We start from the raw sequence: 13,371 nt of genomic DNA on the forward strand, positions 1-13,371 counted from the left end.
ACTCAATCTGTCGCCAGGTGCTCAGGGCTTGGCGACGTGCCAGACATTGTTGAGGTTGTCGCCCATACGGTCGCCCGCCTTGGCATCCTTGGCGAAGCGGTACAGCGGCATGCCACGGTAGGCCCACTGCTTGCTGCCGTCTTCACGCGTGATGATGGTGTAGCTGCCCGAGGCGCTAGTGTTCGGCGCTGCCATCAGCGGCGGCCAGTTGTTCGCGCACATCCCGTTGCAGGCGCTCTTGCCGCTGTCCTTGGTGTCGCGGTCGAACGTGTATAGCGTCAGGCCTTGCGGATCGGTCAACACCCCGTCGGTCACCTTGACGGTTGGCGGCATGCTGCCGGCGCCGCTCATGCCCATCCCGCCCATGCCGGAACAGGCGGCCAGCAGGACAACGGAGGTACAGCCAAGGGCCAGTGCAACAGGACGAAGGAGGGATGCAGCGGTAGGACGACGCAGACGTGCCATGATGTTCTTCTCCATGCAAGCCGGTGCCGCCAGCCGGCACCGTTCCTCAAGTAAACACCGGATGTGATGCGTTTATTCCCTGCGGGCGAAAAAAAACCTGCCGGCAGGGCAGGTTCTCTTCACTGATGCGGAAGCCGCATGAATCACAATTCGCCGTAGCTGTGCAGGCCGGACAGGAACATGTTGACGCCCAGGAAGGCGAACGTTGTCACCAGCAGGCCCATCAGCGCCCACCATGCTGCGACGGTGCCGCGCAGCCCCTTCATCAGCCGCATGTGCAGCCAGGCCGCATAGTTCAGCCAGACGATCAGCGCCCACGTTTCCTTCGGATCCCAGCTCCAGTAGCCGCCCCACGCTTCCGCCGCCCACAGCGCACCGAGGATGGTGGCGATGGTGAAAAACGCAAAGCCGACCGCGATGGCCTTGTACATCACATCGTCTAGCACTTCGAGCGACGGCAGGCGCTCGGCCAGGATGCCGCGCTGCTTGAGCAGGTAGGCCACCGAAACCATCGCCGCGAGCGCAAACGTGCCGTAACCGATGAAGTTGGCCGGCACGTGGATCTTCATCCACCAGCTCTGCAGCGCCGGCACCAGCGGCTGGATCTCCTGCGCATTGCGCCTGACCGTGTACCAAAGCAGGAAACCCACTGCGGCCGACACCACCAGCATCACGAACGGGCCGAGCGCACGCGTCGCGTAACGGCCTTCGTAGTAGAGATAGAACAGTGACGTGATCAGCGTGAATAGCACGAACACTTCATAGAGGTTCGAGATCGGGATATGGCCGATATCGGTGCCGACCAGATACGACTCGTACCAGCGCACCAGCATGCCCGTGAAACCGAGTACCACCGCGGCCCAGCACAGCTTGCTGCCGATGCTATAGCCGGTCGCCGAGCGCGTGGCCAGTCCCACCCAGTAGAACAGTGTGGACAAGAACACCAGCGCGCTCATCCACAAGATGGCCGACTGGCTGGACAGGAAATACTTCAGGAAGAACGCCTGGTCGGCACGCGCGAGCTGGCCCTGGTATAGCTGCACGGCGAACAGCGACAGCACGGCGAGCCCGACCATGAGCGGGCGCACGGGCTTCCAGTGCCAGCCGAGCAGCGCGAAAGTCGGCACCGCGGCAATCAGCACGGCCTTGTCATAGCCGTTCATCCACTGGCCGTAGCGCGACAGCGCCACGCCGGCGCCGACTGCCAGCAGCACGGCGAAGGCCCAGTCCAGCCACGTGAGCCGGCGCAGAAAGGAGGGTTCGAGGTAGGACTCGTCCAGTGCGCCGGAATCAGCAGAAGTCGCCGGGCGCATGGCCGGCCGGGCGGCCTGGTTCAAGTTAGAAGACATAGCGTTACCTGCGATCTGCACGCAGCCTGAGGCTGCGCCACAAAAGCCGGGCGGCAACCGGAGACGATCACCACGGTCCGGCCCGACGGGTTCAATGCTGCGCCTGCGCCGAGGTGTCTGTTTCCGCCCCGGCCGCGCGGCCGATATCGTCGCGCAAGGCGACGAATTCCTTCTCGAAGTCCAGCGTGCGACGCTGAGTCGACATGGCCATCAGCACATGGCTGCCTGACGATGCCGCTTCCGTTTGCACGGCGGCGTCCGCATGATGGCCCGGATCCTTGATCCAGACCCAGACGCGGCGCTCGCGAATATAGAACATCGAAAACACGCCCAGCACCAGCAGCAGACAGCCAAGATACACGATGTTCTTGCCCGGCGCACGGGTCATCTGGAACACGCTGGCCTTGATCTCCTTGAAGTCGTCGAGCTGCAGGAACACCGGCGCGCCGTAGAAGAAGCTGTCGGACAGCGCATTGATCGATTGCTGCAGGAAAGCGCCGCTCTGCGCACTGTTGGGTACCACGGGCTGCTTGTCTTGCGCGCGCGCGATCTGCCACAACTCCCACATCGAGCCGTTGAGGATCTTCAGCAGCACATCGGCGGCTTTCTGTTGCTCCGCCGCCGGCACCGACTTTTCCAGGAATGACGCGATCGCGGTAAAGCCGCCCGGTGGGGAATCCGGATTCGGGCGGGTGGCGCCGGCAAAGAGATCCAGCGCGCGCAGTGCGCTTTCGGCAAGCTGGCCACGCAGTTCGGCCTTGTCGGCACCCGGCATCGAGGCGAGCGCAAAGCGGCGCGCCGCCTCGCCGCGCATGGCGCGGTCCTGCAGCGCGGCGCGCAGGCGCATCCAGTCGGCCACGCTGCCCTGGTCATCGGCGGGAATGCGCAGGTAACGGAACGGCTCGTTGGGCGACTCGCGCATGCCGGCCAGGAACACCGACTGGCCGTCAAGCTGCACCGGCACCATGTAGTTGTTGTACTCGCGCGCCTGGCCGTTGCGGTCGCGCAGCTTGTACTGAACCGAAGGGCCGACATTGCGCAGCGTCTTTTCCTTTTGCGCGCTGGCGGCGGCGCCCAGGTGCGACTCGATGGTCTCGTTGAACGACTTGCGCGCCACGCCACGCGCATCGGGCTTGCCCGAGGCATCGGTGACGTTCTCGATGTTCATCAGGCGGAAATCGCTGAACTCGACGGTCAGGCCTTCAGTGTCCGCGGCCAAGCCGGTGCCGGTCAGCGGGGCGTTGCCACCGACGGTGCCGGCAAACGGGAAAGTACCGTGGGCTGTGCCCTGCATCGGGTAGCCGACGAACTTCAGCTGCGAGCCGCCGTCCTCGAAACTCGACTGGTAGATCGCAACACCATCGACGATCAGCGGCTCGTTGACCTTCACCGTCGCATGCGTCTGCTTGCCCGTGGCACGGTCGGTCACGACCACGTCGGACGCGAACAGCTTGGGCATGCCGGTCGGGTAGAAATCGATCGTGAACTTCTTGAGCGTGAGGTTGAACGGCAGGTCCTGCACGAGTGCGCCATCGGCGATGTTCAGGATCGCAGTGGAGACAGTCGAACCTTCAGGCACGAACGCATTGCCGCGGAAGCCCGGGTTGCTGGTCGACAGCCGGTGCTGCGGCGGGATATCGCTGATGACGGCGTTGCCGCGGATCGGTGTCTTGCCGCCGAACCACATTTGCGCGCGGATCAGCATGTCGCCATCGAGCAGGCCACCGATGCAGATCACCACGATCGCGGTATGCGCGAGGATATAACCGAGCTTGTTCGCCGCCCCCGCCTTCGCCGCGAGCAGCGTCGCGCCTTCGTGCTCAACCTGTCGCGTGCGGTAGCCGCGGTTGCGCAGGAGGGCCGTGACGCGAGCCGTGGCCTCGGCGCGCGGCCGCGCCGCCTCGAATTCGCCGCGATGGTGGAACGCACGCAGGCTGCGTTCGCGTACATGGTCCTTCCACGAACGCATATCGACGATCATCTTGGGCGCATTGCGCACAAGGCACAGCGATGTCGACACCACCAGGAACGTCAGGATCAGCAGGAACCACCACGAGCCGTAGACCTTCTGCAGCGACAACGCGTGGAAGACATCGGCCCAGAACGGCCCAAACTGGTTCACGTAGTTGGGGTAGGGCTCGTTCTGCTTGAGCACGGTACCCACGATGCTGGCAATGGCAATCACCGTCAGCAGGGCAATCGCAAAGCGCATCGAGGACAACAATTCGACCGCGTCGCGCAACACGCGGTGGGGGGTCTTCAGGTGCAGGCCTGAAGTGGAAGCGGTCGACATGTGCAGTGCAGCAGTAAGCTTTGAAATAAAAAAGGGTGGACATGCTTGGCAAGCAGGCCACCCTCTTCGATTGTTGCCGACGCCAACGGTTTCATCCTGCTTCGTGCCCCGCTCCTGCGAGGCGCAGGCCAACCGTCCGGCCGGCGCGGAACGACTTAGCGAACGCCGGCGACGTAATCCGCCACGGCCTTGATCTCGGCATCCGACATCTTGGCAGCGATGGTCGTCATCACCGGATTGTTCTTGCGGGTGCCCTGGCGGAATGCCACGAGCTGGGCTTCGGTGTAGTCCGACCACTGACCGCCGATGCGCGGATACTGGGCCGGAATACCGGCGCCGGTCGGGCCATGGCAGGCGGCACAAGCCGGCACGCCCTTGGCCGCGATACCCGCGCGGTAGATTTTCTGGCCGGCCTCGATCGTGTCCTTGTTCTTGGCGGTGGCCGGCTTGATCGGCTGCTTCGCGAGGTAGGCGCCGATGTCCTTCATTTCCTGGTCGTTCAGCGCGCCAGCCAGCGGCGACATGATCGCGTTATTGCGCGACTTGTCCTTGAAGTTGGCCAGCTGCTTGTGGACGTATTCGGGATGCTGTGCAGCCAGCTTCGGGTTGGCGGCGGCGCCGCTGTTGCCGTTGGCACCGTGGCAGCTCAGGCAGGCGGGAACATTGCGATCGGGCGCGCCCTGCGTATACAGCGTTTCGCCCTTTGCCGGATCTGCCTTCGCGGCGGCTTGCTCGGAGGCAGAAGCCAGACCGGTCATGGCGGTTGCAGGCAGGGCCAGCACCAGGACACCCAGAAGCTTCGCAATGCGGTTCATTCGCACACCTTGTCTGAATTGTATTGAATACCGTAGTGCATGCCGGCCGGCACTTTGCGGGCGGTGAGGACGCGCCTTGCAAGGCCCTGCATCGTGGTGGCAACGACCGAAACATCCGGTCAGGCCGGTGCGCCAGGCAGCAGACCCCGCCTTCCTGGCACCGCTCACGATGGAACGGCAAACACGGCCTTCCGTCCGGATGGAACGGGTCACCGGCAACGCGGCCATGGATGCCCTGCGTCACCCGGACAGGAGACCGTAAACCGGCGTATTGTACAATAAATAATGTGCCGGATTGATGCCATGGAGCCCCTGTGCCTGTGCTGGATCAAATCCGGCGGCCTGGCCGATCCCGTGCCGCCAGCCTTATCACCTCGGCGTGACCGTGGTTGCCGCGCTTCGCGCATGTCGCGCCGCCGCAATCAGCCCGCCCCACCCGCTTCAGCGCATGTCCCTCCTACACCAGGCCCGCTTTTTTACGACCGTCAACCATCTGCGCGACCTGCCTGCCACCGCGGTGCCCGAAGTCGCGTTCGCCGGACGCTCCAACGCCGGCAAGTCGACGGCCATCAACATCCTTTGCAACCAGAAACGCCTGGCCTTTTCGTCCCGCACGCCGGGCCGCACGCAGCACATCAACTACTTCACGGTGGCCCCGGTAAAAGCGCCGGATCCGATCGCTTTCCTGGTCGACTTGCCGGGCTATGGCTATGCCGAGGTGTCCGGCTCGGCCAAGTATCACTGGCAAGGGCTGCTCAGCGATTACGTGCAGACCCGGTCGCAGCTCTCGGGCCTGATCCTGATGATGGACGCGCGCCGCCCCTTCACCGATCTCGATTGCCAGATGGTCGAGTGGTTCCTGCCCACCGGCAAGCCGGTGCATGTGCTGCTGACCAAGGCCGACAAGCTCACCAACAGCGAAAACGCCAAGGCCCTGCGCGAAACCCGGAAGATGCTGGAAGGCTATGCGGAGCAGCTTGCCACCCCGGTGCCTCTGACCGCCCAGCTGTTTTCCAGCCTCAAGCGCCGCGGCATCGAAGAAGCACAGCGGGTCATCGCGGGCTGGTTGTCGCTGCCCGAAGCTCAGGCAGCGGCGCCGGCAGAACAACCGGCTGCGCCGGGCGCGTCCGAGTGACACGACCATAGCGCGCGGACAAAAAAAAGCCCCGTTGCAAGCAACGGGGACGAACTTTCCCGCCGGTTGAGGCGGGTACCCGCTCAGGGAGGAGTAGCGGGGGACACCGCGCCACGCGAGGCGCAACGCAAGGTGTCCGCGAGTATGATAGCGGGCACACACAAAAGTTTAGTTTTTCTGCGGAATGCGCTACGGCGTGCCCGCCGCGGGTCGGTGGTGAACCATCTTCCGCACATTTCCTCCTGTGAATTTCCCTCCTTCAAGCTGCCATGTCTGCCTTTCCCGAGTACCGTCCCCGCCGCATGCGTCGCGATGACTTCTCGCGGCGTCTGATGCGCGAAAACCGTTTGTCGCCGGACAACCTGATCTATCCCGTCTTCATCCTGGACGGGCAGAACCAGCGCCAGACGGTGGCATCCATGCCCGGCGTGGAGCGCGTGTCGGTCGACCTGCTGCTGCCGGTGGCCGAAGACTGCGTGAAACTCGGCATCCCGGTGATCGCGCTGTTCCCGGTCATCGACCCGTCGCTGAAGACGCCCGACGGCATCGAGGCGACCAATGCCGACGGCCTGGTGCCGCGCGCCGTGCGTGCGCTGAAGGACCGCTTCCCGGAACTCGGCGTGCTGACCGACGTGGCACTCGACCCGTACACGAGCCATGGCCAGGACGGCGTGCTTGATGACAACGGCTACGTGATCAACGACCAGACTGTCGAGATCCTGGTCAGGCAAGCACTGGTCCAGGCCGAGGCCGGCGTCGACATCGTCGCGCCGTCCGACATGATGGATGGCCGCATCGGCGCCGTGCGCATGGCGCTGGAAGACGCGGGCCACATCCATACGCGCATCATGGCGTACTCGGCCAAGTACGCGTCAGCGTTCTACGGCCCGTTCCGCGACGCCGTCGGCTCGGCTGCCAATCTGGGCAAAGGCAACAAGATGACCTACCAGATGGACCCGGCCAACACCGATGAAGCCCTGCGCGAAGTCGCCCAGGACATCATGGAAGGCGCCGACATGGTGATGGTCAAGCCCGGCATGCCGTACCTGGACATCGTGCGCCGCGTGAAGGACGAGTTCCGCTTCCCGACCTACGTCTACCAGGTCAGCGGCGAGTATGCGATGCTCAAGGCCGCCGCGCAGAACGGCTGGCTCGACCATGACAAGGTCATGATGGAATCGCTGCTGGCGTTCCGCCGCGCCGGCGCCGACGGCATCCTGACCTACTTCGCGCGCGACGCCGCGCGCCTGCTCGCCGGCTAAGGCCACGCCGCACGCATGGAGTTGCTAGGCTTTTCAGCCGGCCAGGTTCACCCGCTCGCCTCCCTGGATGAGGCGGCGGCGTTCCTCGGCGGCAATGCGGCGGCCCGCTTTGTCTGGGCCGATTTCCCGATCGAAGAGGTATCCGCTGCACCGGACGTCTGGCGCGAGAACGTGCGGCGGCTTGCCGGAGCGCCGATCCTCGACCTGCATCTGACCGATGCCACCAACACGGCGCATCCGTCGTATTTCGACACGACGCACGCGTACGACATGGTGATCTTCCGCAAGCTGACGTTCGAGACGAGCCGCGCGATCGCCGAGGCCGACGGCTCACCGGTGACAGCGGTCGAAGCCGCGCCGAAGCCGCGGCGTTATCCTCCCGGCTTCCTGCCCGCACTGGCCCGCATCGACACCCAGCCGGTCACCTTCTTCGTCTTCGACACAGTACTTGTCACCGTCCGGCCGGGCCCGTCGCGCACAATCGACCAGGTACGCCAGCGCCTGCTGGAATCCTGCCAGGAGCCGCGCCCCGTGGCGCCGAAAGCGTACGGCCACGCGCCGTTGCTGCACGGCACGCGGCCGCCAAGCCGGCCCGAGGACCTGATGCTGCGCCTGCTCAACGCCATGGTCGACCGCTATCTTGAACTGCGCGCGCCGCTCACGCGCCAGCTCGACCGCTGGCAACGCGCGCTGCTCAATTCGCGACGCAGTTTCTCGAGCTGGGAAGGGCTTCTGGATGCACGCATTCAGCTGCGCAGGCTCGAACACCTGAGCGAAGAACAACGCGATGCGCTGCAGGAGTTCCGCGACAGCGTGCTGGACAACCGCTACAGCGCCGATCCGACCGAGCCAGCGGACAAGGCACCGGGCCGCGACGAAGTGCTGCTCGTGCGCATCAACGACCTGATGGAGCACATCCAGCGCGTGCTCGCGCATGCGCGCCGACTTGAAGACTCGATCGAGTCCGCCGTCCAGATCCATTTCTCGGCGGTGGCCCACCGGACCAACCGCACAATGCGCACGCTGACGCTGATCACGGCGCTATTCATGCCGCTGACGCTGATCACCGGCATCTTCGGCATGAACTTCGAACGCATGCCGTGGCTGCGCGAGCCCGACGGGTTCTGGTGGTCGATCGGCCTGATGGGCGCGGTGGTGGTGATACTGGCCGCCGTATGGGGACTTGGGCGGCAGTTGGAGCGGTAGGGCTCAGGTGCTGGGGCGTGTACCGAACGCACGCTCCAGGCTGTCCAGGAAGCGGCCTGCGGACTGGTAGCCGATCACGCGCACAGGCCGTTCGCGGCCATCGGCGCCGAACAGGATGATCCCCGGCGGACCGAACAGGCCGAAGCGCTTGAGCAGCGCCTTGTCATCGGCGTTGTTGGCGGTCACGTCAGCCTGCAGCAGCACGATTTCCGACATGCGCGCCCGAACCTTGGCGTCCGTGAAGGTCAGGTGTTCCATTTCCTTGCAACTTACGCACCAGTCCGCGTAGAAGTCGAGCAGCACGGGCTTGCCGGCGGCCGCTGCCTGGGCCACGCGTGCATCCAGTTCCGCGACGCTGCGGACGCGCTCGAAGCGCACGGACTGCGGTCCTGCCGCCGTCTCCGCTCCACCGCCAGCGACGCGTGCCAAGCTCAGGTGCGCCAACGGCTGCAGCGGATCCCGGCCACCCGAGGCCAGTCCCAGCAGCAGGATCGCACCCGCCAGCGCCGCCAGTACACCCAGTCCCTTGCCCAGCCTCGCCAGGCCGCGGGCCTCAGCACCGAGCGCATCAAACGCGCCCAGGAACACCGCAGCCACCAGCAGCAACGCGGCCCACAGCGCCATGGTCAGCCACGCCGGCAGCACCGGCGTCACCATCCAGATCGCCACGCCCAGCAGCAGGAAGCCGAAGAAGCGCTTGGTGGCCTCCATCCAGTGCCCGGCGCGGGGCAGCAGATTGCCTGCGCCCACGCCAACGAGCACCAGCGGAACACCCATTCCCAGTGCCATGGCCAGCAGCGCGGTGCCGCCGGTTACCGCATCGCGGGTCTGCGCGATATACGCGAGCGCACCGGCTAGCGGTGCCGTCACGCACGGCCCGACGATCAGCGCGGAGATCGCGCCCATGGCCGCGGCGCCGATCACTTGCCCGCCCTGGCGGCGGTTTGATGTGGCCGTCAAGCGGGTCTGCCAATGCTGCGGCAGCTGAAGCTCGTAGAGCCCGAACATCGACAGCGACAGCGCCACCATCAGCGCCGCGAACGCGGCCAGCACGGCCGGGGTCTGCAGCGCTGCGGCCAGGCCCTCGCCGAGCAGGCCTGCGGCAACGCCAATCGCCGTATAGACGACGGCCATGCCGAGCACATAGGCCAGCGACACCACCAGCGCACGGCTGCGCGTCGCGTGCTCGCCGACGACGATGGACGACAGGATGGGCACCATCGGCAGCACACAAGGCGTGAACGTCAGCAGCAGGCCAAGGCCAAAGAACAATGCGAGGACGACGCCAAGGTTGCGGCTGGCCAGGACGCCGGCGATGCGGTCGTTCTCGTCGAGGCGCGCGGGGGGCGCAACGGCTTCCGTACCGGGCCTCGCCGACGCTGCCGGCGGCACGGTCGCCTCGCTGCGCGGCCTGTCGGCGAACAGGTTCCCCAAGGGCGAGCCACCCACCTTGTAGACGCTTTCCATCGGCGGATAGCAGAGTCCCTTGTCGGCACAGCCCTGGGACGTGACGACGAGCGACCATTTGCCATCAGCCGGCGCGGACTGGACCGGCAAGCGGATCACCACCGCATCGCGGTAGGTTTCCATCTCCTTGCCGAACGTCTCGTCGAACTTCACCTTGCCGTGAGGAAATTCGGGCTGGCCCAGGCGGACAGTGTCGGGCCGGGCGGCAAAGGCAAAGCGCTCCCGGTACAGGTAATAGCCGCTTGCCACGTCGAAGCGCACTTCAATGGTCTGAGGGTCGATCTGCCGGGCGGCAAAGCGAAAGGCCTGCTCAGGGGGCAGGAAATCGTCTTCCGTGGCCGCATGGGCGCCAGTGACCAGGCACAACCAGGCCACCATCACCGCCAGCACTGCGGCGATATGCCGCGCCCAGCCCGCCCCGTATGACCGCGCCAAAAGCGCAAAACCCATGCTCATAGACCGTCCTGAATCCTTTCTGTCACTCTGCGATGCTGTGTGCCTGGCGCCTCAATCCTTGTGTTGCTCGGCGCGAGTTACCTCGCCCCGCACCCATGCGAGATATGGTCCGAAACCTTGGCTCACGGGCCAGGCAATGATTTCCGGCACATCATAGGGATGATTGGCGCGGATCACAGCCTCCACCGCCGAATATTGTCCGCGCGTGGTCTTCGCCAGCAGCGGCCATTCCGTTGCCTGTTCCAGCTTGCCTTGCCACCAGTACTCGGATTCGACGGGCGCAAGACGGTTCACGCACGCGCACACGCGCGCTTCCAGCAAGGCCCGCGAAAGCTTCGCCGCGGTGTCTGCATCGGGCAGGTTGGTCAGCACGGCAATGACCGCCTCGTTGCCGCCGTCCTGGGCATTTTGTGAACTGTTACCGGCTTGCATCTGGCCCCTCCGAATCCTGGCGCACAAAAACAAAAGAGCCAGGCAAATTGCCTGGCTCGATTGTAAGCGGTGTGTCCGAACCCGTCGGGAGACGGGCTGGAACTCAACTTTACTCAGCAGCTTCTTCAGCCGGAGCTTCGGTGATTTCCGGACGATCCACCAGTTCGACCAGCGCCATCGGCGCATTGTCGCCCTGACGGAAGCCGAACTTCAGGATACGCGTGTAGCCGCCCGGACGAGCGTTGTAGCGCGGGCCCAGTTCGGTGAACAGCTTGGTGACCATGTCGCGGTCGCGCAGACGGGCGAAAGCCAGACGGCGGTTGGCAACGGTGTCCTTCTTGGCCAGCGTGATGAGCGGCTCGACAACCTTGCGCAGTTCCTTGGCCTTGGGCAGGGTGGTCTTGATCAGCTCGTGCTGGAACAGCGAGTTGGACATGTTGCGCAGCATCGCGAGACGGTGCGACGAGGTGCGGTTCAGTTTCCGCAGACCATGACGGTGACGCATGATGATTCCTTTTCAGATTGAGTGTTTGACCAGCTCTTCTATCACCCCGGGAGCAAGCTCCCGAGACGCGGGCCGGTAGTCATACATGCCCCGGCCGGAACCGGGGCGGTCCGCAACGCGAGGCCGAAGCCTCGCATCACAATTACTTGTCCAGACCTGCGGGCGGCCAGTTCTCGAGCTTCATGCCGAGGGTCAGGCCACGGGAGGCGAGGACTTCCTTGATCTCGTTGAGCGACTTGCGACCCAGGTTCGGGGTCTTCAGCAGCTCGTTCTCGGTACGCTGGATCAGGTCGCCGATGTAGTAGATGTTCTCTGCCTTCAGGCAGTTGGCCGAACGCACGGTCAGCTCCAGGTCGTCGACCGGGCGCAGCAGGATCGGGTCGATCTGCGGTGCGCGGCTCGAAGCGGCCTCGGCGGCGGACTCGGTGCCTTCCAGCGCGGCGAACACCGACAACTGATCAACCAGGATGCGGGCCGACTGGCGAATCGCTTCCTCGGGCGAAATCACGCCGTCGGTTTCGATGTTCATCACCAGCTTGTCCAGGTCGGTACGCTGCTCGACGCGAGCGGACTCGACGGCGTACGACACGCGGCGCACCGGCGAGAACGAGGCGTCCAGCACGATACGGCCGATCACCTTGCTCGACTCGTCGCCGAACTTGCGCACGTTGCCCGGCACATAGCCACGGCCTTGCTCGACCTTGATCTGCATGTCCAGCTTGCCGCCGGCCGACAGATGAGCGATGACGTGGTTCGGGTTGATGATTTCGACGTCGTGCGGCAGCTCGATATCGGCTGCAGTCACGATGCCCTCACCGTCCTTGCGCAGCGAAACCGTGACTTCGTCGCGGTTGTGCAGCTTGAACACGACGCCCTTCAGGTTGAGCAGCAGGTTGACGACGTCTTCTTGCACGCCATCGATGGTGGAATACTCATGGACCACCCCAGCGATCGTCACTTCGGTCGGTGCATAACCGACCATCGACGACAGCAGCACGCGACGCAGGGCGTTACCGAGCGTATGGCCGTAGCCGCGCTCGAACGGCTCCATCACGACCTTGGCGTGATGGTCGCCCAGAGGCTCGACGGCGATGATTTTTGGCTTGAGGAGTGCTGTTTGCATTAGGTTGTCCTTTTCAATACCCTCGGCTCGTTACACCGATAAGGCTGACGTTTGGAACCTTGAAATCCCATCGCACGATGGGCAACAAGCCCGACCGCGCATAGTGCGCGTCGGGCTGCAGAAGGAGAGGCTTTGCGGCGAACGCAAGCGCTGAGTCGTCTTGCCCGCGGATTAACGCGAGTACAGTTCGACGATCAGGCTTTCGTTGATGTCGCCCGAGATGTCAGCGCGGTCCGGAACTTGCTTGAAGGTGCCCTCGAACTTCTTGGCATCCACGGCAACCCAGGTCGGGAAACCCGACTGCTCGGCCAGCGACAGCGCTTCAGCGATACGGACTTGCTTCTTCGACTGCTCGCGAATGGTGATGACGTCGCCCGACTTGATCTGGGCCGACGGCACGTTCAGAGTCTGACCGTTCACCAGAATCGCCTTGTGCGACACCAGCTGGCGTGCCTCAGCGCGGGTCGAGCCAAAGCCCATGCGATACACCACGTTGTCCAGGCGCGATTCCAGCAGTTGCAGCAGCTTCTCACCGGTGTTGCCCTTGCGGCGATCGGCTTCGGCGAAGTAGCGGCGGAACTGGCGCTCGAGCACACCGTAGATGCGCTTGACCTTCTGCTTTTCACGCAGCTGGTTGCCGTAGTCGGAGGTGCGGGCACCCGAGGTGCGGCCATGCTGGCCCGGCTTGCTGTCCAGCTTGCACTTGTCGGCGAGCGAGCGACGGGCGCTCTTCAGGAACAGGTCGGTACCTTCACGGCGGGAGAGTTTGGCCTTCGGGCCGGTATAACGTGCCACGTTGTCTTCCTTTGTTCGATCGCGACGCCTTGTTGACGCGCCGCGAGTCCGCCAGCGCTGTCCACCGG

The 13,371-nt window shown here is 64.5% G+C and carries 12 protein-coding genes; 3 read left to right on the forward strand and 9 right to left on the reverse strand.

Annotated features, from left to right (window positions below; genetic code table 11):
* Nucleotides 1-21: 21 nt before the first annotated feature.
* From K2O51_RS29125 to K2O51_RS29140, 4 genes are all read right to left on the reverse strand, one after another.
* The gene (locus tag K2O51_RS29125) at nucleotides 22-465 is read right to left on the reverse strand and encodes a COG4315 family predicted lipoprotein (protein WP_011299287.1); all 444 of its coding nucleotides are present in this window, start codon (nucleotides 463-465) and stop codon (nucleotides 22-24) included.
* A gap of 143 nt (nucleotides 466-608) precedes the next feature.
* On the reverse strand, nucleotides 609-1,814 hold the full coding sequence (gene ccsB, locus K2O51_RS29130) for a c-type cytochrome biogenesis protein CcsB (RefSeq protein WP_425332990.1): 1,206 nt from the start codon (nucleotides 1,812-1,814) through the stop codon (nucleotides 609-611).
* 91 nt (nucleotides 1,815-1,905) lie between these two features.
* Nucleotides 1,906-4,107 carry a cytochrome c biogenesis protein ResB gene (locus K2O51_RS29135; protein ID WP_011299289.1) on the reverse strand — a complete coding sequence of 734 codons (2,202 nt, stop codon included), beginning with the start codon at nucleotides 4,105-4,107 and terminating at the stop codon, nucleotides 1,906-1,908.
* A gap of 155 nt (nucleotides 4,108-4,262) precedes the next feature.
* Nucleotides 4,263-4,922 carry a c-type cytochrome gene (locus K2O51_RS29140; protein ID WP_011299290.1) on the reverse strand — a complete coding sequence of 220 codons (660 nt, stop codon included), beginning with the start codon at nucleotides 4,920-4,922 and terminating at the stop codon, nucleotides 4,263-4,265.
* 448 nt (nucleotides 4,923-5,370) lie between these two features.
* Here K2O51_RS29140 and yihA point away from each other — a divergent pair, with 448 nt between their 5' ends.
* From yihA to K2O51_RS29155, 3 genes are all read left to right on the forward strand, one after another.
* Nucleotides 5,371-6,057 (forward strand): ribosome biogenesis GTP-binding protein YihA/YsxC, encoded by a 687-nt coding sequence (gene yihA / locus K2O51_RS29145; protein WP_011299291.1) that lies wholly within the window; start codon nucleotides 5,371-5,373, stop codon nucleotides 6,055-6,057.
* Nucleotides 6,058-6,326: 269 nt separating this feature from the next.
* A complete protein-coding gene (hemB, locus tag K2O51_RS29150) occupies nucleotides 6,327-7,319 on the forward strand; it encodes a porphobilinogen synthase (protein ID WP_011299292.1) in 993 nt (330 codons plus the stop codon).
* A 15-nt stretch (nucleotides 7,320-7,334) separates the two neighbouring features.
* A complete protein-coding gene (locus K2O51_RS29155) occupies nucleotides 7,335-8,525 on the forward strand; it encodes a magnesium transporter CorA family protein (protein ID WP_011299293.1) in 1,191 nt (396 codons plus the stop codon).
* Between the two features lie 3 nt (nucleotides 8,526-8,528).
* On the opposite strand, the gene dsbD is transcribed toward K2O51_RS29155, so the two are convergent.
* The 5 genes from dsbD to rpsD all read right to left on the reverse strand — a co-directional run bounded on the left by dsbD (nucleotide 8,529) and on the right by rpsD (nucleotide 13,303).
* Nucleotides 8,529-10,448, reverse strand: coding sequence for a protein-disulfide reductase DsbD (gene dsbD, locus K2O51_RS29160; protein ID WP_011299294.1), 1,920 nt, complete (start codon nucleotides 10,446-10,448; stop codon nucleotides 8,529-8,531).
* A gap of 51 nt (nucleotides 10,449-10,499) precedes the next feature.
* Complete coding sequence (gene cutA / locus K2O51_RS29165) at nucleotides 10,500-10,880, reverse strand: divalent-cation tolerance protein CutA (protein ID WP_011299295.1); 381 nt, start codon at nucleotides 10,878-10,880, stop codon at nucleotides 10,500-10,502.
* 109 nt (nucleotides 10,881-10,989) lie between these two features.
* Nucleotides 10,990-11,385 carry a 50S ribosomal protein L17 gene (rplQ, locus tag K2O51_RS29170; RefSeq protein ID WP_011299296.1) on the reverse strand — a complete coding sequence of 132 codons (396 nt, stop codon included), beginning with the start codon at nucleotides 11,383-11,385 and terminating at the stop codon, nucleotides 10,990-10,992.
* Nucleotides 11,386-11,527: 142 nt separating this feature from the next.
* On the reverse strand, nucleotides 11,528-12,508 hold the full coding sequence (locus K2O51_RS29175; protein WP_011299297.1) for a DNA-directed RNA polymerase subunit alpha: 981 nt from the start codon (nucleotides 12,506-12,508) through the stop codon (nucleotides 11,528-11,530).
* Between the two features lie 171 nt (nucleotides 12,509-12,679).
* A complete protein-coding gene (rpsD, locus tag K2O51_RS29180; RefSeq protein WP_011299298.1) occupies nucleotides 12,680-13,303 on the reverse strand; it encodes a 30S ribosomal protein S4 in 624 nt (207 codons plus the stop codon).
* Nucleotides 13,304-13,371 lie beyond the last annotated feature (68 nt).

Origin of the sequence: Cupriavidus pinatubonensis (assembly GCF_019602855.1) — a bacterium.
GTDB lineage: Bacteria > Pseudomonadota > Gammaproteobacteria > Burkholderiales > Burkholderiaceae > Cupriavidus > Cupriavidus pinatubonensis.

What these genes read in the sequence shown, in the direction of transcription:
- K2O51_RS29125 (WP_011299287.1), bottom strand. Translation starts at nt 465, where the DNA reads ATGGCACGTCTGCGTCGTCCTACCGCTGCATCCCTCCTTCGTCCTGTT.
- ccsB (WP_425332990.1), bottom strand. Translation starts at nt 1,814, where the DNA reads ATGTCTTCTAACTTGAACCAGGCCGCCCGGCCGGCCATGCGCCCGGCG.
- K2O51_RS29135 (WP_011299289.1), bottom strand. Translation starts at nt 4,107, where the DNA reads ATGTCGACCGCTTCCACTTCAGGCCTGCACCTGAAGACCCCCCACCGC.
- K2O51_RS29140 (WP_011299290.1), bottom strand. Translation starts at nt 4,922, where the DNA reads ATGAACCGCATTGCGAAGCTTCTGGGTGTCCTGGTGCTGGCCCTGCCT.
- yihA (WP_011299291.1), top strand. Translation starts at nt 5,371, where the DNA reads ATGTCCCTCCTACACCAGGCCCGCTTTTTTACGACCGTCAACCATCTG.
- hemB (WP_011299292.1), top strand. Translation starts at nt 6,327, where the DNA reads ATGTCTGCCTTTCCCGAGTACCGTCCCCGCCGCATGCGTCGCGATGAC.
- K2O51_RS29155 (WP_011299293.1), top strand. Translation starts at nt 7,335, where the DNA reads ATGGAGTTGCTAGGCTTTTCAGCCGGCCAGGTTCACCCGCTCGCCTCC.
- dsbD (WP_011299294.1), bottom strand. Translation starts at nt 10,448, where the DNA reads ATGAGCATGGGTTTTGCGCTTTTGGCGCGGTCATACGGGGCGGGCTGG.
- cutA (WP_011299295.1), bottom strand. Translation starts at nt 10,880, where the DNA reads ATGCAAGCCGGTAACAGTTCACAAAATGCCCAGGACGGCGGCAACGAG.
- rplQ (WP_011299296.1), bottom strand. Translation starts at nt 11,385, where the DNA reads ATGCGTCACCGTCATGGTCTGCGGAAACTGAACCGCACCTCGTCGCAC.
- K2O51_RS29175 (WP_011299297.1), bottom strand. Translation starts at nt 12,508, where the DNA reads ATGCAAACAGCACTCCTCAAGCCAAAAATCATCGCCGTCGAGCCTCTG.